The sequence below is a fragment of the Pseudomonas sp. B21-012 genome (assembly GCF_024749305.1).
Classification (GTDB): domain Bacteria; phylum Pseudomonadota; class Gammaproteobacteria; order Pseudomonadales; family Pseudomonadaceae; genus Aquipseudomonas.
The window spans coordinates 4,037,325-4,059,726 of sequence record NZ_CP087197.1; the positions used below are offsets into that span (position 1 = coordinate 4,037,325).

A 22,402-nucleotide genomic window follows, 5' to 3' on the forward strand; every position below is an offset into this window, starting at 1 on the left:
CGCTCAATCAACTGTTCGGGCTCGGGCCAGAGTGGAGAGGTGAATGGCAGCTTTGCTCCCACACGTGCTTTAAGCACTACCGGCGTACAGCTTGCCATTCACCGCTCTCACTTCTGATTCTATTCCAACCTCAAGACACAAGCGGCGGTGCGACGACTCGACTTGACCCGCGATGCTTTCGACTTTGCTTTCAGAGATGTTGATGTCTGAATCTTCCGAATTACCCGCAGTACTGGCCGGACCTTTACTGCGCCGCCTCGAACCCACGCGCATCGTGTTCTGGCTGGTAGCTTCCAAGCCGCTGCAAGCTGAGCTGCAACTGAGCTGCGCAGGCGTTAGCGCCGACATCCACTGCACGGTTGTGCCGATTGGCCGCCAGGCGTTTGTCCACCTGCTCGACATCAGCCTCGACAGCCCGCTGCCATGTGACGATCAGATCGACTACGACCTGATCGTCAACAACCAGGGTATCGCCGAGTACGCCCCGCACCTGCTTTACCCCGGCGCGCAACGGCCGAATTTCGTCCTGCGTTCACACCTGGAGCACCTGCTCCACGGCTCGTGCCGCAAACCCCACCACCCGGCGGCCGACGGCCTGCTGTGCGCCGACCGCCTGTTGCTGGAACACCCCACGCCATTGCAGCGCCCGGCCCTGCTGATGATGAGCGGTGACCAGGTGTATGCCGACGATGTCGCCGGGCCCATGCTGCGCGCCATACATGCGCTGATCGAGCGCCTGGGGCTGTTTGGCGAGCACCTGCAAGGCGCGGTGGTCGATGACAGCGCCGCGCTCTACCAGCACCCGGCCAGCTATTACCACCGCGCCGACCTGCTGCCGGCGCTCGAGAGCAACGAAACCCTGCGCGAGCGCTTTTTCGGTGGCACACGCAAGCCGATCTTCACCAGCAGCAACGCCGACAACCACCTGGTGACCTTCGCCGAAGTCATGGCCATGTACCTGCTGGTCTGGTCCCCGCTGCCCTGGGGCCTGATCGACGTGCAGATGCCGCCCGGCCTCAATGCCGAGCGCCAGGCCCGCTACCGCCAGGAACAGCAACTGATCGACGGCTTTGCCAGCGGCCTGGGCGGGGTGGCGCGGGTATTGGCGCATTTGCCGAGCCTGATGATTTTCGATGACCACGACATCACCGATGACTGGAACCTGTCGGCGCAATGGGAAGAAACCGCCTACGGCCACCCGTTCTCCAAGCGCATCATCGGCAACGCCCTGCTCGGCTATATGCTGTGCCAGGGCTGGGGCAACAACCCGGATGCCTTTACCGGGCTACTGGAGCATTGCCAGGCCTTCAGCCACAGTGCCGACGCCGATGACTACCTCGACACGCCGCTGCAGGATGCGCTGATCAACGAAGTACTGCGCTTTCAGGGCTGGCAGTTCGTCCTGCCCAGCAGCCCGGCGCTGCTGGTGCTCGATACCCGCACCCGGCGCTGGCGCAGTGAAAGCAACTTCAACAAACCCTCGGGCCTGCTCGACTGGGAAGCCTTAAGCGAGCTGCAGCAGGCGCTGCTCGACCATCCTTCGGCGATCATCGTCTCGCCGGCGCCGATCTTCGGCGTCAAGCTGATCGAGAGCGTGCAGCGGGTATTCAGCTGGCTGGGTTATCCGCTATTGGTCGATGCCGAGAACTGGATGGCCCATCGCGGCGCGGCGCAGGTGATCCTGAACATCTTCCGCCACTCGCGCACACCGGGGCACTACGTGATTCTCTCCGGTGACGTGCACTACTCGTTCGTCTATGAGGTGCTGATCCGCCACCGCCAGCGCGCCCCGCACCTGTGGCAGATCACCAGCAGCGGCATCAAGAACCAGTTCCCCAAGCGCCTGCTGGACACCTTCGACCGCCTCAACCGCTGGCTGTACTCGCCACGCTCACCGCTCAACTGGTTTACCAAGCGCCGGCAGATGCAGGTGATGCCGCGCACACCCGCGCACAGCAAGGCCGGCGAGCGGCTGTGGAACAGCGCGGGCCTGGGCCAGGTGTTTTTCAATGAACAGGGGCAGCCGGCGCGGATTTTCCAGCTCAACGCCGATGGCAGCGCGGCGACCGAGTTTCCACCGCGCGAAGCTGACTGTTAAGTGATTTTTGACCGGCGCCAGAACGGCGCCCGTTCGACGATCAGGTGCGCTCGAGGGCGTTGACCAGGTCGTGGAAGGCTTCGCGGTTGGAATCGTTCAGGCCCATGAGGATCTTGTGCGCCTCAAGCACCTTGGAGCGCACCACGTCTTCGTTCTGATCCTGCGACGGCAGGTCGGTCAGGCATTCCGGGCACGGGATCGGCCGGTCAACGATGTTGAACACCTGGTCGAAACCCATCGACTGCAGCAGGCGGGTGATGTCGGCGTGGGTGGTGACCACCGTGGGCAACAGCCCGACCTTTTGCCGCGACAGGATCGAGAGCTTGGCCAGCAAGCCCAGGGTGGTGCTGTCGATGCTGTGGGTTTCTGTCAGATCGATGACGATCGCCGAGAAATTCAGCGCCGTGAAGATCTTTTCAATCGTCGCATCCAGCGCCGAACACAAGGTCAGGCGCACTTCACCGACAAACTTCAGCACGAAGGTGCCATTCTGCTCGGCGAACTGGATTCTACCCGTACTCATTGAAGGTTCCTGCTCAACACCAATAGGGCGATATCATCCGGCATCTCCCCAAGCGTAGCTAATCCGAATCGTTGGCGCAGCCCATCCAGACTACCGCCTGCGGCCTTGATGATTTCAGGCAGGGCCGCCTCTTTATCTTTGAGTGTGTCACCGGGCAAAAGGTCCAGAATGCCATCAGACAGCAGGGTCAGGCTGAACTGCGGCGGCAACTCCAGGACGTGGTCCTGGTAGGTAGCCTCCTCGAACAAGCCGACCGGCAATCCGCGGCCCTCCAGATAACGGCTCTGGCCCGGGGTGTACAGCACTGGCAACGGCAGGTGACCACCGATGCTGTAGGTCATGATACCGGTGTCTTCGTCGATCACGCCGCCGACCATGGTCACATGCTTGCCCAGCTTGCAGTTGATCAGGCCGCGGTTGATGTGTCCGAGTACTTCCGACGGCTTGAAGTCACGCAAGTTGCCGCCGCGCTTGAATTCGAACAGCAGGCGCGTGGTCATGAACTTCAGCAGCACGGTGACGAAGGCCGAAGACGCGCCATGCCCGGAAACGTCTGCCAGGTAAAAGGCAATTCGCCGATCATCGACACGGAAATAGTCGGCAAAGTCGCCCGACAGGTACAGCGACGGAATGATCTGGTGCTCGAACGACAGGTCGTCGGCCACCCAGGGGCTTTCCGGCAGCATGTTCATCTGCACCTGACGCCCGGCGGTCTGGTCTTCCTGCAGCAGGTGCAGGCTGGCCTCAAGCTCGCGGTTGGCGGTTTCGAGCTTTTCCCGGTAGCGCTGGTTTTCCAGCACCAGGCGCGCACGGTCCAGGGCCCGGCGTACCGAATGCTCGAGCACCGCGAGGTCTTCGAGGGGCTTGATCAGGTAGTCGGCCGCGCCCAGGCGCAGGGCCTCTACGGCGTCGTTCATCACCCCTGCGCCCGATACCACGATCACCGGCAGTTCCGGCGCGCGCTCGGTTACCTGGCGAATCAGCTCCAGGCCGCCCATTTGCGGCATGCGCAGATCGCAGATCACCAGATCAGGATGTTCCTGTTCGAAGACCTGCAGGCCCTGCTGGCCATTGGCTGCCTGCAGGACGCTGAAACCGCTGTCTTCCAGGTAGGCGGCAAGACTCGCACGTACGACGTCGTCGTCATCGATTATCAGCAGCGTTGCACTGGTTTTCTGCATGTGGGCAAACGGCGCCAGGAATAGGTTGGGCGTAGGTGAGCATCGGCCCACGTACTGGATTCACTTCGAGCTACTCTTCTATGAGTTGTAGGACATCAAAACCTGTCCGGCAAATAGCAGAGGTGCCTTGTAAGGCGCAGACGGTACTCCCATCCGCCGGGCGTTTCAAGGGCACACCGATGGTCGCCGATGCTCTTTACAGCCGAAAGCACCGGGAGTTATAAAAACCCCTCCAACCGCAACGCAATGAAAGGATGCCGAGATGAGCTCAGTGCCCATGGACTACAGCGAGAAGCGCGATTTCATTCGCATGCGGGTGGAAGCAGATATAAGCCTGATCCACCAGGGGCAGGTCATCGCCGCCGTCTGCCTCGACCTCTCCAGCAGTGGCATGCAGGTCCAGGCGCCGCAGCCGTTCACGGTTGGCGATCAACTCGAGGTGCGTATCGACTCCGACCATCCGGCACTCAAGGGCCTGGAAGCGAGCACAGAGGTGGTGTGGATTGCCGACCAGCCAGAGGGCAAGCAGAAACTCGGCCTGCGCATCCTCAGTATGAAATAATTGCAGACACAAAAAAGGCGACCTGAAGGTCGCCTTTTGTTTACCCGCTCGGATCAGAAGTCGTCGACGACGGCGCCATCCTTGACCTTGAATTCGCGATTTTGCAGGTATGCATTGCGAATGAAGATGTATTTGTCGCCATTGATCAGCTTTTCAGCCGACAGCAGGCTCGCGCGGGTGTCGACCACATCGACGGCGGCGGCGGTGTTGCGGGTCGGCACGTGGTCGATGTAGCGGTAGGGTTCGGTGTAGGTGTCCGGGTACTTGCCGATGGCATCGCGCACGGTGCTCGGGCCGAGCAACGGCAGCATTACGTACGGGCCGCTGCTCACGCCCCAGTAGCCGAGGGTCTGGCCAAAGTCTTCGTCATTGCGCTGCAGGCCCATCTTGGTGCCGACATCGAAGAACCCGCCAATACCGAAGGTGGTGTTGACGATCAGCCGCGCAGTATCAACCCCGGCGGCGTGCGGCTTGAGCTGCAGCACGTTGTTGGCCAGGTTGGTGACGTCGCCCAGGTTGCGGAACATGTTGTGGATGCCGTCTTCGAGGAACTGCGGAGTGACCGCCTGGTACCCCTGTGCCAGCGGCTTGAGCGCGTAGGTGTCGAGCGTGTCGTTGAAGCGGAAGATCGGCCGGTTGATGCTTTCCCAGGGATCTTCTTCAGTGGCCGCCTGGGCCGCGACGACAGGCGCCAACAGTAGGCCGGCACAGACACAAGCCCGGGTCATCCGATCGATCAGGCCGATCCTACGCATAGTGTTACTCCTCGAACTAGGCAGACGCCGCGCGTCCTACGCCAAAAAATGAAGCAAGTATAAAGGCTCTGCTGCCGTTAAGCAGCTTGGCATAAACAACGTCGCAAAAATGTGAACAACTGTGTATCGGCAGCGTCACCAAAAAGTAACAACCCAAGCGTAGCCTGCAAAGTATTTCAGGGACGTTGCCATGCCAGACTCCCCCGCCATTACTGCCCTGCTGTTCGGCTTGCGCGGCTGCCTTGTCGAAGTGAACCCGGGCTCTGATGCCCAGGCACCCTGCCCCACTCCGGGCGCGCTGCCCACCCTTGACTGGCTGTATCAGCAAAAGGTTCCCTGTGCCTGGCTCGATGAGCTGCCGGCTGCAGACGGCAAACAAATGGCCAGCCCCTTGCCGGCCTGGCTCAATGCCTTCCCGGCCTGCAAGACCCCCTGGCCGGCACCGGATGCCTGCTGGCAGGCACTGATGAGCCTCAGGGCGGGCAAACTCGACGGTTGCGTGCTGGTCAGTGGCGAACCACGCCTGCTGCAGTCGGGCCTCAACGCCGGGTTGTGGACCATCGGCCTGGCCGCCTGCGGGCCCAGCAGCCAGTGGCAAGCCCTTGGCCCCAAAGAGCAGGAACGCCAGCGTGGCCAGGCCACCTTGCAGTTGTTTGCCCTGGGCGTGCACTCGGTGATCGACCACCTCGAAGCCCTGGCCGACTGCCTGGCAGACATCGGCCAGCGCCGGCGCAAAGGTGAAAAACCCTGAAACAGCACCTTTGATCAGGGTCATGCAAAGCGCCAGCCGGTGGATTACTCTAGTAGACAGGGCATGGACCTTTCACCCGCTAACGGGGTCCATGACTGTGCCTATTCATAGAGGGAGAACACCCATGCCTGCCCAAGAACTGCAAAAGCAACTCACTGAGCTGCGCGAGCAACTGGAGCAGAACCCGCCGCTTTCAGAAGAAGAGCGCCAACACCTGCATGAGCTGATGGAGAAGATCGAGGCCGAGATCAAGCTGGAAGCCGCGACCAAGGACAACAACCTGGTCGATGGCGTCAACCTCGCCGTGGAGCGCTTTGAAGTCGAGCACCCGGGCCTGACCGCCACCTTGCGCAATATCGTTCAGAGCCTGCAAAGCATGGGCATCTAAGCCCGCCGGAATAAAAAAGCCCCGTCATCGAACGGGGCTTTTCGTTACTGGCGAACCAGTCGCAGGTTCTCCAGGGTCACCTGGGAAGTACTGCGGTACGGGTTGATGTCCAGGCCGCCGCGGCGCACGTAACGGGCATAAACCGTCAGGTGTTCGGGGTTGAGCAGGCGCTTGAGGTCAAGGTAGATGCGCTCGACGCACTGCTCATGGAAGTCGGCATGCTGGCGGAAGCTGATCAGGTAGGTCAGCAGGCTGGCATGCTCCAGCGCCGCGCCACGGTAGTGCACGGTGACACTGCCCCAGTCCGGCTGGCCGGTGACCGGGCAGTTGGACTTGAGCAAATGGCTGTGCAGGGTTTCTTCAACAATGTTGTCGCTGTCGCAACGCAGCAACTCCGGCTGCGGTTGCTCGTAGTTGCTGATGCTGACATCCAGCTCATCGATGCACACGCCCGGCAAGCCGACCACGCCCTGCCCTTCGACCTCGGCCAGGCTGCGGACCTGCACGCCCACCGGCTTGCCGGCGGCAGCCGAGAGGTCCTTGACCAGGCATGCCTGCAGGGCAGCGGGCGATTCGAACACGGTCTGGTTCAGCGAGTTGAGGTACAGCTTGAACGACTTCGACTCGATGATGTTCGGCGAGTCGGCCGGGATGGCGAACTCACCGATTGCCACCACCGGCTTACCCGACGCCAGCAACCAGGACAGCTCGAAGCAGTTCCAGAAATCGACGCCCTGCCATGGCAGGGTCTCGGCGCTAACGCCCAGCTCGGCCCATTTTGCCGCCCGCGGGATCGGGAACAGCAGCGAGGGTGTGTAGGTGGAAACGTATTCGCTGGATTTACCCAGCGGAGAATGTTCGGCGGCAGGATGCATGGCTAAAACCTGTAGGAGCAAATGCGCCTAGTTTATCGGTTTTAGGCCATGCTTTGGGCAATCGGCTGTTATTGGCCGATGGTCAGCTTGCCGACCATGCCCGCTTGATAATGACCGGGCACGTTGCAGGCGAACTCGATTGGCGTCGACTGGCTGAAGGTCCAGGTCAGCTCGGCGCTTTTGCCAGGTTCGACCATCACCGTGTTCGGATCGTCATGCTGCATGCTGGCGTGATTCATGTTGCCGTGGCCCATGGCCGAATGGTCCATCTGACCCTGCATGGCGAGCATTTCTTTCTGGTGCCTGGCGTGCATCACAGCATCGCCGAGGCTGAACTCATGGACTACCGCGCCCTTGTTCACCAGCACGAAGCGCACGGTCTCCCCGGCCTTGACCTCAAGGCTGCGAGGCGCGTAGTACATGTCGCCCATCACCACCTCGACGCTGCGGGTGGCCTTGCTCGCAGGCGCAGGCTGGCCGAAGGTGTAGGAATGCGCGGGCGACGCCAAGGCTGGAAGGCTGAACAGCGCCAGTGCGCCGACGATAAAAAGGTGTTTCATTTCAAGCCCACTCCAGGGTTGCGACGGTTCAGGCTTCACTGTAGAAAATCGCCGCTGGCAGTCACCTGACAAAAACATTACAACTTTGTCAGCTTGGCCACCCGCCACGCCCGCCGCGGTATAACCCTGCGGCAATCCACGTAAAAGAGCCAGCCGATGAAACTGTTGATCGTCGAAGACCAGACCAAGACCGGCCAGTACTTGTGCCAGGGCCTCAGTGAAGCGGGCTTTGCCACCGAGCTTGCCAGCGACGGCAATACCGGCCAGCACCTGGCCCTGACCGGCGACTATGACTTGCTGATCCTCGACGTCATGCTGCCGGGCCGCGATGGCTGGCAGATCCTTCAGGCGGTGCGCGCCGCCGGCCTGGAAATCCCGGTGCTGTTCCTCACCGCCCGCGACGCCGTCGAAGACCGCGTGCACGGCCTGGAACTGGGCGCCGACGATTACCTGGTCAAGCCGTTCGCCTTCTCTGAACTGCTGGCACGGGTGCGCAGCCTGCTGCGCCGCGGCAGCAGCCCGGCACAGGAAACCAGCCTGGGCCTGGCCGACCTGCGCCTTGACCTGATCCGCCGCCGGGTCGAACGCACAGGCCAGCGCATCGACTTGACCGCCAAGGAGTTCGCCCTGCTCGAACTGCTGCTGCGCCGCCAGGGCGAAGTGCTGCCCAAGTCGCTGATCGCCTCGCAGGTGTGGGACATGAACTTTGACAGCGACACCAACGTCATTGAAGTGGCGATCCGCCGCCTGCGCCTGAAGATCGACGATGCCCACGACAACAAGCTGATCCATACCGTGCGCGGCATGGGTTATGTGCTTGAAGAGCGCAGCGCCTGATGCGCCGCCTGTCCCTCGGTAGTCGCCTGGCACTGCTGTTTGCCGCCTGCACGGCAGTGGTGTCGCTGACTGCCGGTATCCTTTTTAGCCGCGCCAGCGCCACCCACTTCATCGAGCTCGACCAGCAACTGCTCAACAGCCGCCTGTCACTGCTGCGCCAGATGCTCGAAGGCGTGGACGACCCGGCCAGCCTCGCCCCGCGCCTGCCTGCCCTGCAAACCGAACTCAGCCACCAGGCCGACCTTGCCGTGCGCATTCGCGGCCGGGACGGGCGCATCTGGTTCGACAGCCAGGCCGGCCTGCCCGAGTCGCCGCAAGTGCTCGGCCTGAGCACCCTGCACAGCAGCGGCGTCGACTTTCGCAGCCTGTGTGTCAACCTCAACGGTGGCGACGCGCAGCTGACGCTGTTTCTCGACATCACCCACCATCAGCATTTCCTCCAGCGCATGCAGCAGCTGATCTGGCTGACCGTCGGCCTTTCGGCGCTGGCGACCGCGCTGCTCGGCGCCTGGGCCGCGCGCAGCGGGCTGCGGCCACTGCGGCAGATGGGCGAAGTGGCCTCCGGGGTATCGGCACGCTCGCTGACCACGCGGCTGCCCGAAGGGCAAATGCCGGTGGAGCTGGCAGAACTGGCGCAGACCGTCAACGCCATGCTCGAACGCCTGGACGATGCCTTTCAGCGCCTCTCGGCGTTCTCTGCCGACATTGCCCACGAGCTGCGCACGCCGCTGTCCAACCTGCTAACCCACACCCAGGTAACCCTGACCCGGCCGCGCAGCCTGGATGAATACCGCGAGGCGCTGCACAGCAACCTCGAAGAGCTGCAATGGATGGCGCAACTGGTCAACGACATGCTCTACCTGGCCAAGGCTGACCACGGTTTGCTGATGCCCAGCCGCCAGCAACTGGCGCTGGAGGACGAGGCCGATGCCTTGCTCGAATACTACGCACCGCTGGCTGAAGATGCCGAGGTAAGCCTGAGCCGTGAGGGCCAGGCGCCGCTTGCCGGCGACCGGCATATGCTGCGCCGGGCGCTGTCCAATTTGCTCGACAATGCCCTGCGCTTTACCCCGGCCGGCGGCGAGATACGTGTGACCATCGAGCGACACCAAGACGGAGTAAGGCTGCAGGTGGCCAACCGCGGTGAGCCGATTGACCCGGCGTTGCTGCCGAAACTGTTCGACCGCTTCTACCGGGCAGACCCGGCGCGGCGCGAAGGCAGCAGTGAGCATGCGGGGTTGGGGCTGGCGATTACCCGCTCGATCGTACAGGCGCACGGCGGGCGTATTCGCGGGGAGTCGGCTGGGGGCTGGACGCGGTTCGTGATCGACTTGCCGACGGTGTGAATACCATCGCGGGGCATGCCCGCTCCTACAGCCGGTGCAGGAGCGGGCTTGCCCCGCGATCAGCCATCACTCGTAACGCAAGGCGTACGCCGGCTCTACCTGCGAAGCCCGCCAGGCCGGGTACAGGGTGGCCAGGAAGCTCATGATCAGGCCGGCACTACAGATCAGCGCCACGTCGCCCCATTGCAGTTCCGACGGCAAGGTACTGATGAAGTACACGTCCGAGGTGAAGATGTGCTGGCCGCTGACCCGCTCCAGCCAGCCGACGATCTGGCTGACGTTGAGCGCGGCAATAACCCCCAGCACACCGCCGATCAAGGTACCGACGATACCGATCAGGCTGCCCTGAACCATGAAGGTGCCCATGATCTGCGCCGGCGTTGCGCCGATGGTGCGCAGGATGGCGATGTCGGCGCCCTTGTCGTTGACCACCATGATCAGCGTGGCAATGATGTTGAACGCCGCCACGGCGATGATCAGCAGCAGCAACAGGCCGATCATGGTCTTTTCCATCTTCATGGCACTGAACAGGCTGCCCTGGGTGTGGGTCCAGTCATCGGCGCGGTATTGCTCGCCAAGGCTTGTGGTAATCGCCTTGGACACCTGCGGCGCCGCGTACAGGTCCTTGACCTTGAGGCGCACGCCCTGCACCTGGTTCGGCGCCCAGCGCTGCATCTGCGCGGCGTCGGCCATGTGCATCAGGCCCAGCGAGCCGTCGAGCTCGGCGCCAACCTTGAATACCCCGACCACGTTCAGGCGCTGCATGCGCGGGGTGATGCCACCCGGCGCGCTGCTGACTTCGGGCACGATCAGGGTCAGTTTGTCGCCGACATTGAGGCGAAAGCGGCGCGCGGTGATTTCACCGATGACCACGCCGAACTCACCCGGCTTGAGGTCTTCAAGGCTGCCCTGGACAATATGCTGGGCAACGATCGAGACCTTGCCCTCCTCGGCCGGGTCGATGCCGCTGACCTGGATCGGCTGCATCGAGCCCTTGTAAGAGAGCATGCCTTCCATCTCGGTCAGTGGCGCGGCGGCGATCACTTCAGGGTTTTTCAAGGCTTGCGCCGCCACCGGCCGCCAGTCGTCCAGCGGCTGGGCACCGAGCACGCTGGCGTGCGGCACCATGCCGAGGATGCGCGAGCTCATTTCGCGCTGGAAGCCGTTCATCACCGACAGCACCACGATCATCGCCAGCACGCCCAGGGACAGGCCGATCATCGAGGTCATGGAAATGAACGAGATGAAATGGTTGCGGCGCTTGGCGCGGGTGTAGCGCGCGCCGATGAAAATAGACAAGGGTCTGAACATGAACGAAAGCACCCGGGTAAAGAAAAGGAACCAGGTGCCCGCCTGACAGCGGCGGGCACGTTGCGCGGGCAATCAGATCGGTACCAGGTGCCCGTCTTCCAGGCGCAGTACGCGGTCCATCTGGCGCGCCAGGTTGAGATCGTGGGTCACCACCAGGAAGGCCGTCTGCGAAGAGCTGCTGAGCTCCTGCATCAAGTCCTGGATGCCCTGGGCGGTGTGATGGTCGAGGTTGCCGGTAGGCTCGTCGAGCATCACCAGCCCCGGACGGTTGACCAGCGCCCGGGCGATGGCCACGCGCTGGCGTTCGCCACCGGACAGCTCGGCCGGCTTGTGGCTCAGGCGATGGCCCAGGCCGACGCGCTTGAGCAGCGCTTCGGCGCGCTCGCGGGCTTCGGGGATGGCGGTGCGACCGATCAGCAGCGGCATGCACACGTTCTCCAGCGCCGTGAACTCCGGCAGCAGGTGGTGGAACTGGTAGACGAAGCCCAGGGCGCGGTTGCGCAGCAGGCCACGGGCGCGCTCGCCCAATGCCGAGAGCTCTTCGCCGGCCAGCCAGACACTGCCTTCGGTCGGGGTATCGAGGCCGCCGAGCAGGTTGAGCAAAGTACTCTTGCCTGAACCGGAGCTACCGACGATCGCCACCCGCTCGCCCGGGTGCAGCTCCAGCTGCAGGCCGGACAACACCTGGACCTTCTCCGGGCCTTCCTCGTAGGACTTGCCCAGGTTGCGGCAACTCAGCACTGCTTTATCACTCATGCCCAACTCACTCATAACGTAGCGCCTCCGCAGGCTGGGTGCGTGCCGCACGCCAGGCCGGATACAGGGTGGCGAGGAAACTCAGGACCAATGCCGCGCCGCAGACCATCCACACGTCCTCGGCCATGATCTGCGATGGCAGGTAGTCGATGAAGTAGACGTCGGCATTGAGGAACTTGTGCCCGATCAGGGTCTCGATGCCGGCAATCGCGGCGCTGACATTGAGCGCGGCGAAAATGCCCACCAGCGCGCCGATCAGGGTGCCGACCACGCCGATCACCGTGCCCTGGACCATGAAGATGGCCATGATCTGCCCCGGCGTCGAGCCCAGGGTGCGCAAGATGGCGATGTCGCCCTTCTTGTCGTTGACCACCATCACCAGGGTGGAAATGATGTTGAACGCGGCCACCGCGACAATCAGCAGCAACAGCAGGCCGATCATGGCTTTTTCCATGCGGATCGCCTGGTACAGGTTGCCGTGGCTACGGGTCCAGTCGCGGGCGTAGAACTCCTGCTCGCCCAGCTTCTGGGCGATGTCCCAGGCAACCCGGGGGGCCTGGAACAGGTCGTCGAACTTCAGGCGCAGGCCCTGCACCTGGTCGGCTTTCCAACGGTGCAGGCGCGACAGGTCCGACAGGTTGGTCAGGCCCAGGTAGCCGTCGATTTCACCGGCGCCGACATGGAAGATGCCGACCACGGTAAAGCGCTTCATGCGTGGGAACATGCCGGCCGGAGTGACGGTGACCTCGGGGGCGACGAAGGTCAGTTTGTCACCGATGCCGACGCCCAGCTTGGCCGCCGCCTTGTCGCCGATCATGATGCCGAAGCCGCCAGGGGCCAGGTCATCGAGCTTACCCTCGCGGATAAAGTCGTCGATGATCGAGACCTTTCGCTCCTGGGCCGGGTCGATGCCGTTGAGCAGCACCTTCTGCACCTTGCCGTCATGGGTCAGCAGGCCCTGCATCTGGGTGAAGGGCGCCACCGCCAGAACCTGCGGGTTCTGCTTTACTTGACTGGCAAGGGCGGGCCAGTCGTTGATCGGCTGGCCGGTTTCCAGTGTGGCGTGGGGCACCATGCCCAACACCCGGGTGCGCATCTCGTGATCGAAGCCATTCATGACCGACAACACCACGATCATCACGACAACGCCCAGGGCGAGGCCGATCATCGAGGTCAGGGAAATGAACGAGACGAAGTGGTTGCGACGCTTGGCACGGGTATAACGCGTGCCGATGAATACGAAGAGAGGTCTGAACATGTCGGGGCTTGTTCGGATGAAAGAGGAACGTCCTTGTGGCGGGGCTTGATTAGCAGCTTTACACTCAGACCACCGCCGCTACCATGGGTTCGCCATGTCGACATTAGATGAAGAAGATCGCCGCGAATACTACCGTATCGAGGATCGGATCGCACTGGAAATTAGCCCGTTGAGCGCCGCCGAAGCGCTTGGCACAGACTTGTTGCAAGATACTTCACCGCTGTTCAACCTGCTCAGTGAACTGCACCTGAGCGAGTTCGAGTCCCAGCACCTGCTGCGCCAGCTCAGTGACAAGGACCGCACCCTGGCGGCCTTTCTCAAGGCCCAGAACAAACGCATCGATCTGCTCAGTGCCGTGGTTGCGCAGACCCTGCTCGGGCAATTGAGCGCGCCGCAGGCGGTAGTGCTGTCCGAGGGCGGCATCGAGTTCAACCGCGCCGAGCCGCTGGCAGCCGGCGAGCGCGTGGCCGTGAAGATGGTGTTGATGCCCCAGGCCCTGGGCTTGCTGCTGCGCGCCAAGGTCACCCATTGCGACCGCCAGGCCGACGGCCAGTACGAGATCGGCACCGAGTTCGTCGACACCACCGACGCCCAGCGCCAGCTGCTGGCCCGCTACATCCTGCAACGCCAAGCGCAACAACGACGCCAGGCCCTGGAGCAGAACGACCCAAGCGCCTCCTGAGTTTCACTTATTTGTTGAAGGAACAGACGTGACCACGATTTACGGCCACCGCGGCGCCAAGGGCGAAGCCCCCGAAAACACCCTCACCAGCTTCCAGCAGTGCCTCAAGCATGGCGTGCGCCGCTGCGAGCTCGACCTGCACCTGTCGGCTGACAACCAGCTGATGGTGATTCACGACCCCAGCCTCAAGCGCACCACCGGCCGGCGCGGCAAGGTGGTTGAACACAGCGCCGCCGACCTTGCCACCTACGATGCGCGCAAGGGCGGCCCGGGCTGGGTCTCGCCCTGCCCGATCCCGCGACTTGAGGAGCTGTTTGAAAAGTGCGATTTCGAGCACTGGCAGCTTGAGGTCAAGAGCGCCTCGCGCACCCGCGCCGCCACCACTGTGCTGGCGATCCGCGAAATGGCCCAGCAGTTCGGCCTGCTCGACAAGATCACCATCACCTCAAGCTCACGGGAAGTGCTGGGCGCAGCGCTGGAGCTGACTCCGGATATTTCCAGGGGGCTGGTGGCCGAGTACGCCTGGCTCGACCCGCTGAAGGTCGCCCAGAACTATGGCTGCAACTTGCTGGCGTTGAACTGGACACTGTGCACCCCCGAGCGCCTGATCAAGGCCCAGCGCCAGGGTTTGCACGTGTCGGTGTGGACAGTCAACGAGCCGGCGCTGATGCGCAGGCTCGCCGACTTCGGCGTAGACAGCCTGATTACAGACTTTCCCGGTTTGGCCAGCGCCACCCTCGAGAATCGCTGAAATCGGTCTCCCCGGCCGGCTCAGGCCACCGGCCGGAGCCGCTCAAAAAAGCCGGTTGAGGCCGTCGTAAGCCGCTACCCGATAGGCTTCGGCCATGGTCGGGTAGTTGAAGGTGGTGTTGACGAAGTACTTCAGGGTATTGCGCTCACCCGGCTGGTCCATGATCGCCTGGCCGATGTGGACGATCTCCGAGGCCTGGTAGCCGAAGCAGTGCACGCCGAGGATTTCCAGGGTTTCGCGGTGGAACAGGATCTTCAGCATGCCTTGTGGCTCACCGGCAATCTGCGCCCGGGCCATGCTCTTGAAGAAGGCCTTGCCGACTTCGTAAGGCACCTTGGCCTGGGTCAGCTCCTGCTCGTTCTTGCCGATCGAGCTGATCTCCGGAATGGTGTAGATGCCGGTCGGCACATCGTTGACGAAGCGCCAGCTGCCATTGTCGACGATACTGCCGGCAGCCGAGCGGCCCTGGTCGTGGGCGGCACTGGCCAGGCTCGGCCAGCCGATCACGTCACCGGCACCGTAAATGTTCGCCACGTGGGTGCGGTAGTTTTCGTCGACTTCGATCTGGCCACGGCTATTGACCTTGATGCCGATGTTTTCCAGGCCCAGCTTGTCGGTGTTGCCGGTACGGCCGTTGCACCAGAGCAAGGCATCGGCCTTGATCTTCTTGCCGGATTTCAGGTGCAGGATCACCCCGTTGTCCAGGCCTTCGACACGCTCGTACTCTTCGTTGTGGCGCACGGTGATGTTGTTGTTGCTGAAGTGGTAGCTCAACGCCTGGGAGATTTCCGAGTCGAGGAAGCTCAGCAACTGGCCGCGGTTGTCTACCAGCTCTACCAGCACACCCAGGCCGCTGAAGATCGAGGCGTACTCGCAGCCGATCACGCCGGCGCCGTAGACGATCAGTTTGCGCGGGGTGTGGCCGAGGCTGAGGATGGTGTCGCTATCGTAGATTCGCGGGTGGTGGAAATCGATATCGGCCGGGCGATACGGGCGCGAACCGGTGGCGATGATGATGTGCTTGGCCACCAGCTTCTCGACCACGCCGTTGGCGCAGACCACTTCGATGGTCTGCTCGTCGGCGAAGCTGCCGGTGCCGAAGAACACGTCGACGCGGTTGCGGGCGTAGTAGCCGGTGCGCGAGGCCACCTGCTTGGAGATCACCTTCTCGGCGCTTTTCAGCACGTCGGGGAACGAGAACCAGCGCGGCTCACCAATGGCCCGGAACATCGGGTTGGTGTTGAACTGCATGATCTGGCGCACCGAGTGACGCAGGGCCTTGGACGGAATGGTACCCAGGTGGGTGCAGTTGCCGCCGACCTGGCGACGGCTATCGACCATCGCCACCTTGCGTCCTGCTTTGGCAGCATTCATTGCCGCCCCTTCTCCTGCGGGGCCGGAACCCAGCACCACTACGTCGTAGTTGTAGACAGCCATGCGTACTCCTTCAGAACAGGCCCACGCGCCACATCGGCGGGCGGGGCTACCTCATGTCGCCAGCGGCGCCATGCAAAAATTCGGGTGCAGTCTAATCAAGCTTGAACGCCGCGCACATTAACCCTTGGTCGCGTCGTAGGCTATTTTTCTCTGCACTACATGTATTCATTGTCAGTTCACCAGCACCTGGGCAAACGCCGGCGTGCTGCGGGAGACGAAACCATCGGCAACCCGGGTCACGAACACTGCGCCAATCCCGTGCCGAAGGGCAAACTCCCAGCCGCGCTCAGGCCCGAGAATCAGCAGCAAGGTCGAATAACCATCAGCCATCAGCGTCGAGCGGTCAAACACCGTCACCGAGGCCAGCTCGTGTTTCACGGGTTTTCCCTGGCGCGCATCGAAGGTGTGTGAATAGCGCTGGCCATTCTCCTCGAAATAATTGCGATAGTCACCGGAGGTCGATACACCAAACCCGTCCACGTCCAGCACTTGCTGGGCTATCTGGCGGTCAGCGCGGGGCAGTTCCAGCGCCACTTTCCACGGGCTGCCGTCGGCCTTGCGCCCGATCGCCTTGAGTTCACCTGTCGCCTCGACCAGCAAATTCGCGACCCCCAGGGCTTTTAGCCGCTCCACCAGCAGGTCTACCGCATGCCCGGCGGCGATGCTGTTGAAGTCCACTTCCACCGGCGCATCCTTGCACAGCTGCTCGCCAACTATGCGCAAATGCCCATGCCCGACCCGCTGGCGAGTGGCAGCCAGGGCCTGGGCATCCGGTACTTTTTCCATCCGCGACTGCGGGCCAAAGCCCCACAGGTCGAGCAAGGGCTCCACGGTCAGGTCAAAAGCGCCGTCACTTTGCTGCGCCAGTTGCTCGCCGACCCGCACCAATTGCAGTACATCGGCCGGCATCGACTGACAGCTATTGGCCGGCAGCCTGTTGAAAGCTTCGGTCAAAGAATCACTACGGTAGGTGGAAAAACGCCTGTCGACACCCTCCAGAATCCGCTCGACCTCGCGCTTGACCAGCTCCGGTGCCGGCCCCTGGGGCGTACGCACATACTGCACGGTGTAGCTGCTGCCCATGGTCGGGCCACTGATGCGCTCCAGGGTGTTGCCCTGCCCGCACCCGGCCAGGCCCAGCATCGCACCGATCAACACTGCCTTGCGCATCCAGCCTCCAGGGAAAATTCAGGCAAAAAAAACGGGAACCCTGAGGTTCCCGTCTTTCACGATCAAGCCAAGCTTAGCGTGGGAAAGCAGGCGGATTGACGCCAGCCATGTCTTCCATCACGCGCACTACCTGGCAGCTGTAACCGAATTCGTTGTCGTACCAGACGTACAGGACAACACGGTTATCGTTGCAGATGGTGGCTTCGGCATCGACCACACCGGCGTGGCGCGAACCGACGAAGTCGGTGGAGACCACTTCCTGGGAGCTCACGTAGTCGATCTGCTTGTGCAGGTCCGAGTGCATGGCCATCTGGCGCAGGTACTCGTTGATCTCTTCGCGATTGGTGGCTTTTTCCAGGTTCAGGTTGAGGATGGCCATCGACACGTTCGGCGTTGGTACGCGGATCGCATTGCCGGTCAGCTTGCCCTTGAGCACTGGCAGTGCCTTGGCGGCTGCAGTGGCAGCACCGGTCTCGGTGATAACCATGTTCAGCGGCGCGGCGCGGCCACGACGGCTGCCCTTGTGGAAGTTGTCGATCAGGTTCTGGTCGTTGGTGAACGAGTGAACGGTTTCAACGTGGCCGTTGACGATACCGAACTTGTCGTTGACCGCTTTGAGCACAGGAACGATGGCGTTGGTGGTGCAGGAAGCCGCGGAGATGATCTTGTCATCAGCGCTGATTTCGCCATGGTTGATGCCGTGCACGATGTTCTTCAGCGCGCCCTTGCCAGGTGCGGTGAGGATCACGCGGGCAGCGCCCGGGCAGGCCAGGTGCTGGCCCAGGCCGTCGGCGTCGCGCCATACACCGGTGTTGTCGACGATCAGGGCATTCTCGATGCCGTACTGGGTATAGTCGACTTCGCTCGGGTTCTTGGCGTAGATAACCTGGATCAGGTTGCCGTTGGCGGTGATGGTGTTGTTGGCTTCGTCGATGGTGATGGTGCCATCGAACGGGCCGTGCACCGAGTCACGACGCAGCAGGCTGGCACGCTTGACCAGATCGTTCTCGGCGCCTTTGCGCACGACGATGGCGCGCAGACGCAGGCCGTCGCCACCACCGGTTTTTTCGATCAGGATGCGCGCCAGCAGGCGGCCGATACGACCGAAGCCGTACAGCACGACGTCGGTGCCTTTGCGTGCCGAAGCGTTTTGCTGGCCAACCACGTCAGCCATTTCTTCACGCACGAACTGCTCGGCAGTACGGCCGTTGCCTTCTTGCTTGAACTTGTTGGCCAGCTTGCCCAGGTCGACCGAGGCGGCGCCCAGTTTCAGCTCGCTCATGGCTTTGAGCAGCGGGAATGTCTCGTGTACAGACAGTTCGGTTTCGTCGGTCTGGCGATGACGGGCAAAGCGGTGTGCTTTGAGGATCGAGATCACCGAGCGGTTGATCAGGCTACGGCCATAGATCGAGCTCACCACATTGTTATTGCGGTAGAGCTGACCGATAAGCGGGATCATCGCTTCTGCAAGCGCTTCACGATCAATCCACTCACCAAGACACTGGTCGGGCTTCTGAGTCACGGGAACCTTCCACATGTAGGGACAGAAAAAAGGGGCTACATTATGACGCCCCGCAGCCCATCGGGCAATGAGCGCCTGTCGCCAGCATCGCACTACATGCTTTTAGCCTGCACAAACCTGACAGCGCGGGCCTGCGCCCGGTACAATTGGCGTCTTTGTCGCAACGCTTGGAGCTCGACCTCCCGTGCCTGTTCTGCGTCTACCGCACCTGCCGGCCACTGCCGGCAAACAAACCTGGGGCAACCTGCCGGGCGCCGCCCTGAGCCTGGCCATTGCCGAAGCGGCCAGCGCCGCCAAACGCTTCACCCTGCTGCTGACCGCCGACAGCCAGAGCGCTGACCGCCTCGAGCAGGAGCTGCGCTTTTTTGCGCCCGAGCTGCCGGTGCTGCCGTTCCCCGACTGGGAAACCCTGCCCTACGACCTGTTCTCGCCGCACCAGGACATCATCTCCCAGCGCATCTCCAGCCTGTACCGGCTGCCGGAGCTCGATCACGGCATTCTCGTGGTGCCGATCACCACCGCCCTGCACCGCCTGGCGCCGACGCGCTTCCTGCTCGGCAGCAGCCTGGTGCTGGACATCGGCCAGAAGCTCGATGTCGAGCAGATGCGCACGCGTCTTGAAGCCAGCGGCTACCGCTGTGTCGACACGGTCTACGAGCACGGCGAATTTGCCGTGCGCGGCGCCTTGATCGACCTGTTCCCGATGGGCAGCAAGCTGCCGTACCGCATCGACCTGTTCGATGACGAAATCGAGACCTTGCGCACCTTCGACCCGGAAACCCAGCGCTCGATCGACAAGGTCGAGTCGGTGCGACTGCTGCCGGCCCGCGAGTTCCCGCTGCAAAAAGATGCGGTGACGCGTTTCAAGGCGCGCTTTCGCGAGCGCTTCGACGTTGATTTTCGCCGCTGCCCGATCTTCCAGGACCTTTCCAGCGGCATCACCCCGGCCGGTATCGAGTACTACCTGCCGCTGTTCTTCGACGACACCTCGACCCTGTTCGACTACCTGCCCCAGGACACCCAGGTGTTCTCCCTGCCCGGTGTCGAGCAGGCCGCCGAACACTTCTGGAGCGATGTACGCAACCGTTATGAGGAGCGTCGCATCGACCCGGCGCGGCCGCTGCTGCCGCCGGCCGAGCTGTTCATGCCGGTGGAAGACTGCTTTGCCCGGCTCAAAAGCTGGCCGCGGGTGGTGGTCAGCCAGGATGACCTCGACAGCGGGGTCGGCCGCGAACGCTTCCCGGCCCAGGTCCTGCCCAACCTTGCCATCGAAGCCAAGGCCAACCAGCCATTGGCGGCGCTGTCGGGGTTTCTCGAGACGTTCCCTGGCCGCGTGCTGTTCACCGCCGAATCGGCGGGGCGCCGCGAAGTATTGCTGGAACTGCTCGAACGCCTGAAGCTGCGCCCGCAGACCGTCGACAGCTGGAGCGCTTTCGTCGCTGGCAAGGCGCGCCTGGCGATCACCATCGCCCCGCTCGACGAAGGCCTGCTGCTGGACGACCCGGCTATTGCCCTGGTCGCCGAGAGCCCGCTGTTCGGCCAGCGGGTGATGCAGCGCCGGCGCCGCGACAAGCGCAGCGACGCCAACAACGATGCGGTGATCAAGAACCTCACCGAGCTGCGCGAAGGCGCGCCGGTAGTGCATATCGACCATGGCGTGGGCCGCTACCTGGGCCTGGCGACCCTGGAAATCGACAACCAGGCCGCCGAGTTCCTCACCCTCGAATACGCCGAGGGCGCCAAGCTCTATGTGCCGGTAGCCAACCTGCACCTGATCGCCCGCTACACCGGCAGCGACGACGCCCTGGCGCCGCTGCACCGGCTCGGCTCCGAAGCCTGGCAGAAAGCCAAGCGCAAGGCTGCCGAACAGGTGCGCGACGTCGCCGCCGAACTGCTCGACATCTATGCCCGCCGCGCCGCGCGCAAAGGCTATGCCTTCGCCGACCCGTCGGTGGACTACGCCACCTTCAGCGCAGGCTTCCCCTTCGAGGAAACCCCCGACCAGCAGAGCGCTATCGAGGCGGTGCGCGAGGACATGCTCGCGGCCAAGCCGATGGACCGCCTGGTGTGCGGCGACGTCGGCTTCGGCAAGACCGAAGTGGCCATGCGCGCAGCCTTCATTGCCGTGCATGGCGGTCGCCAGGTGGCGATCCTGGTGCCCACCACCCTGCTCGCCCAGCAGCACTACAACAGTTTTCGCGACCGCTTTGCCGACTGGCCGGTAACGGTTGAAGTGATGAGCCGCTTCAAGTCGCCCAAGGAAGTCGCTGCCGCGGTGGCGGACCTGGCCGAAGGCAAGATCGACATCGTCATTGGCACCCACAAGCTGTTGCAGGACGACGTCAAGATCAAAGACCTGGGCCTGGTGATCATCGACGAAGAACACCGCTTCGGTGTGCGCCAGAAAGAACAGCTCAAGGCCCTGCGCAGCGAGGTGGACATCCTCACCCTGACCGCCACGCCAATCCCGCGCACCCTGAACATGGCCGTGGCCGGCATGCGCGACCTGTCGATCATCGCCACGCCGCCGGCACGCCGGCTGTCGGTACGCACCTTTGTCATGGAGCAGAACAAGAGCACGGTCAAAGAGGCGTTGCTGCGTGAGCTGCTGCGCGGTGGCCAGGTGTACTACCTGCACAACGATGTGAAGAGCATCGAAAAATGCGCCGCCGACCTCGCCGAACTGGTGCCGGAGGCCCGCATCGGCATCGGCCACGGGCAGATGCGCGAACGCGAACTCGAACAGGTGATGAGCGACTTCTACCACAAGCGCTTCAACGTGCTGATCGCCTCGACCATCATCGAGACCGGCATCGACGTGCCGAGCGCCAACACCATCATCATCGAGCGCGCCGACAAGTTCGGCCTGGCCCAGTTGCACCAGTTGCGCGGCCGGGTCGGGCGCAGCCACCACCAGGCCTACGCCTACCTGCTCACCCCGCCGCGCCAGCAGATCACTCCGGACGCCGAGAAGCGCCTGGAAGCCATCGCCAACACCCAGGACCTGGGCGCAGGTTTCGTCCTGGCTACCAACGACCTGGAAATCCGCGGCGCCGGCGAGCTGCTCGGCGAAGGCCAGAGCGGGCAGATCCAGGCAGTCGGCTTCACCCTGTACATGGAAATGCTCGAGCGCGCGGTCAAGGCCATCCGCAAGGGCGCCCAGCCGAACCTCGACCAGCCGCTGGGCGGCGGCCCGGAAATCAACCTGCGCCTGCCGGCGCTGATTCCCGAGGACTACCTGCCGGATGTCCATGCGCGGCTGATCCTCTACAAGCGCATCGCCTCGGCGGTGGATGAAGACGGCCTCAAGGACCTGCAAGTGGAGATGATCGACCGCTTCGGCCTGCTGCCGGAGCCGACCAAGAACCTGGTGCGCCTGACCCTGCTCAAGCTGCAGGCGGAAAAACTCGGGATCAAGAAAGTCGATGCCGGGCCCAATGGCGGCAAGATCGAGTTCGAATCGGAAACCCCGGTCGATCCGCTGGTGCTGATCAAGCTGATCCAGAGCCAGCCAAAACGCTACAAGTTCGAAGGCGCCACCCAGTTCAAGTTCCTGGTGCCGATGGAGCGTCCGGAAGAACGCTTCAACAACCTTGAGGCGCTGTTCGAGCGCCTGACCCCACAATCTGCGTGAAGGAA

20 protein-coding genes are annotated in these 22,402 nt (G+C 62.9%); 9 read left to right on the forward strand and 11 right to left on the reverse strand.

Annotated features, from left to right (window positions below; genetic code table 11):
• The first annotated feature begins 202 nt into the window (after window positions 1-202).
• The gene (locus LOY37_RS18355) at window positions 203-2,098 is read left to right on the forward strand and encodes an alkaline phosphatase D family protein (RefSeq protein WP_258715472.1); all 1,896 of its coding nucleotides are present in this window, start codon (window positions 203-205) and stop codon (window positions 2,096-2,098) included.
• A gap of 40 nt (window positions 2,099-2,138) precedes the next feature.
• On the opposite strand, the gene rssC is transcribed toward LOY37_RS18355, so the two are convergent.
• Together rssC and rssB are read right to left on the reverse strand one after the other, a co-directional pair.
• Window positions 2,139-2,621, reverse strand: a complete 483-nt coding sequence (gene rssC, locus LOY37_RS18360; protein ID WP_038994382.1) for an anti-sigma factor antagonist RssC — start codon at window positions 2,619-2,621, stop codon at window positions 2,139-2,141.
• The gene (gene rssB, locus LOY37_RS18365) at window positions 2,618-3,802 is read right to left on the reverse strand and encodes a two-component system response regulator RssB (protein ID WP_045194857.1); all 1,185 of its coding nucleotides are present in this window, start codon (window positions 3,800-3,802) and stop codon (window positions 2,618-2,620) included. The genes rssC and rssB overlap by 4 nt, the downstream gene beginning before the upstream one ends.
• A gap of 262 nt (window positions 3,803-4,064) precedes the next feature.
• Between rssB and LOY37_RS18370 the strand changes: the two genes are divergently transcribed.
• A complete protein-coding gene (locus tag LOY37_RS18370; RefSeq protein ID WP_258715473.1) occupies window positions 4,065-4,364 on the forward strand; it encodes a PilZ domain-containing protein in 300 nt (99 codons plus the stop codon).
• A gap of 53 nt (window positions 4,365-4,417) precedes the next feature.
• On the opposite strand, the gene LOY37_RS18375 is transcribed toward LOY37_RS18370, so the two are convergent.
• Entirely contained in the window at window positions 4,418-5,119 is a 702-nt protein-coding gene (locus tag LOY37_RS18375; protein ID WP_045194864.1) for a VacJ family lipoprotein, read from the reverse strand.
• Between the two features lie 190 nt (window positions 5,120-5,309).
• Between LOY37_RS18375 and LOY37_RS18380 the strand changes: the two genes are divergently transcribed.
• Window positions 5,310-5,870: a hypothetical protein gene (locus tag LOY37_RS18380; RefSeq protein ID WP_045194865.1), complete on the forward strand. Its 561-nt coding sequence runs from the start codon at window positions 5,310-5,312 to the stop codon at window positions 5,868-5,870.
• A gap of 124 nt (window positions 5,871-5,994) precedes the next feature.
• Window positions 5,995-6,258, forward strand: coding sequence for a DUF4404 family protein (locus LOY37_RS18385; RefSeq protein ID WP_045194866.1), 264 nt, complete (start codon window positions 5,995-5,997; stop codon window positions 6,256-6,258).
• A gap of 44 nt (window positions 6,259-6,302) precedes the next feature.
• Here the strand turns inward: LOY37_RS18385 and queF are convergent, their stop codons facing one another.
• Window positions 6,303-7,133 (reverse strand): NADPH-dependent 7-cyano-7-deazaguanine reductase QueF, encoded by an 831-nt coding sequence (gene queF / locus LOY37_RS18390; RefSeq protein ID WP_258715474.1) that lies wholly within the window; start codon window positions 7,131-7,133, stop codon window positions 6,303-6,305.
• A 68-nt stretch (window positions 7,134-7,201) separates the two neighbouring features.
• Window positions 7,202-7,693: a cupredoxin family protein gene (locus LOY37_RS18395; protein ID WP_258715475.1), complete on the reverse strand. Its 492-nt coding sequence runs from the start codon at window positions 7,691-7,693 to the stop codon at window positions 7,202-7,204.
• A gap of 156 nt (window positions 7,694-7,849) precedes the next feature.
• Here LOY37_RS18395 and LOY37_RS18400 point away from each other — a divergent pair, with 156 nt between their 5' ends.
• Together LOY37_RS18400 and LOY37_RS18405 are read left to right on the forward strand one after the other, a co-directional pair.
• Entirely contained in the window at window positions 7,850-8,530 is a 681-nt protein-coding gene (locus LOY37_RS18400) for a heavy metal response regulator transcription factor (protein ID WP_045194874.1), read from the forward strand.
• Complete coding sequence (locus tag LOY37_RS18405) at window positions 8,527-9,876, forward strand: heavy metal sensor histidine kinase (RefSeq protein WP_258717211.1); 1,350 nt, start codon at window positions 8,527-8,529, stop codon at window positions 9,874-9,876. The genes LOY37_RS18400 and LOY37_RS18405 overlap by 4 nt, the downstream gene beginning before the upstream one ends.
• Window positions 9,877-9,942: 66 nt before the next feature.
• Here LOY37_RS18405 and LOY37_RS18410 read toward each other — a convergent pair whose 3' ends face one another.
• The 3 genes from LOY37_RS18410 to LOY37_RS18420 all read right to left on the reverse strand — a co-directional run bounded on the left by LOY37_RS18410 (window position 9,943) and on the right by LOY37_RS18420 (window position 13,201).
• The gene (locus tag LOY37_RS18410; protein ID WP_093387417.1) at window positions 9,943-11,187 is read right to left on the reverse strand and encodes a lipoprotein-releasing ABC transporter permease subunit; all 1,245 of its coding nucleotides are present in this window, start codon (window positions 11,185-11,187) and stop codon (window positions 9,943-9,945) included.
• A 72-nt stretch (window positions 11,188-11,259) separates the two neighbouring features.
• Complete coding sequence (gene lolD, locus LOY37_RS18415) at window positions 11,260-11,943, reverse strand: lipoprotein-releasing ABC transporter ATP-binding protein LolD (protein WP_176794235.1); 684 nt, start codon at window positions 11,941-11,943, stop codon at window positions 11,260-11,262.
• Window positions 11,944-11,950: 7 nt separating this feature from the next.
• The gene (locus LOY37_RS18420; RefSeq protein ID WP_045194878.1) at window positions 11,951-13,201 is read right to left on the reverse strand and encodes a lipoprotein-releasing ABC transporter permease subunit; all 1,251 of its coding nucleotides are present in this window, start codon (window positions 13,199-13,201) and stop codon (window positions 11,951-11,953) included.
• A gap of 94 nt (window positions 13,202-13,295) precedes the next feature.
• On the opposite strand from LOY37_RS18420, the gene LOY37_RS18425 reads away from it, so the two are divergent.
• Window positions 13,296-13,883, forward strand: coding sequence for a PilZ domain-containing protein (locus LOY37_RS18425; RefSeq protein WP_045194879.1), 588 nt, complete (start codon window positions 13,296-13,298; stop codon window positions 13,881-13,883).
• 28 nt (window positions 13,884-13,911) lie between these two features.
• Window positions 13,912-14,634, forward strand: coding sequence for a glycerophosphodiester phosphodiesterase (locus tag LOY37_RS18430; protein ID WP_045194882.1), 723 nt, complete (start codon window positions 13,912-13,914; stop codon window positions 14,632-14,634).
• A gap of 42 nt (window positions 14,635-14,676) precedes the next feature.
• Here LOY37_RS18430 and sthA read toward each other — a convergent pair whose 3' ends face one another.
• The 3 genes from sthA to LOY37_RS18445 form a co-directional block, all read right to left on the reverse strand.
• On the reverse strand, window positions 14,677-16,071 hold the full coding sequence (sthA, locus tag LOY37_RS18435; protein ID WP_038994353.1) for a Si-specific NAD(P)(+) transhydrogenase: 1,395 nt from the start codon (window positions 16,069-16,071) through the stop codon (window positions 14,677-14,679).
• A 171-nt stretch (window positions 16,072-16,242) separates the two neighbouring features.
• The gene (locus tag LOY37_RS18440; RefSeq protein WP_045194886.1) at window positions 16,243-17,241 is read right to left on the reverse strand and encodes an FAD:protein FMN transferase; all 999 of its coding nucleotides are present in this window, start codon (window positions 17,239-17,241) and stop codon (window positions 16,243-16,245) included.
• Window positions 17,242-17,314: 73 nt separating this feature from the next.
• A complete protein-coding gene (locus LOY37_RS18445) occupies window positions 17,315-18,778 on the reverse strand; it encodes a glyceraldehyde-3-phosphate dehydrogenase (protein ID WP_045194887.1) in 1,464 nt (487 codons plus the stop codon).
• 169 nt (window positions 18,779-18,947) lie between these two features.
• Between LOY37_RS18445 and mfd the strand changes: the two genes are divergently transcribed.
• Entirely contained in the window at window positions 18,948-22,397 is a 3,450-nt protein-coding gene (gene mfd, locus LOY37_RS18450) for a transcription-repair coupling factor (RefSeq protein WP_045194889.1), read from the forward strand.
• Window positions 22,398-22,402: the final 5 nt, after the last annotated feature.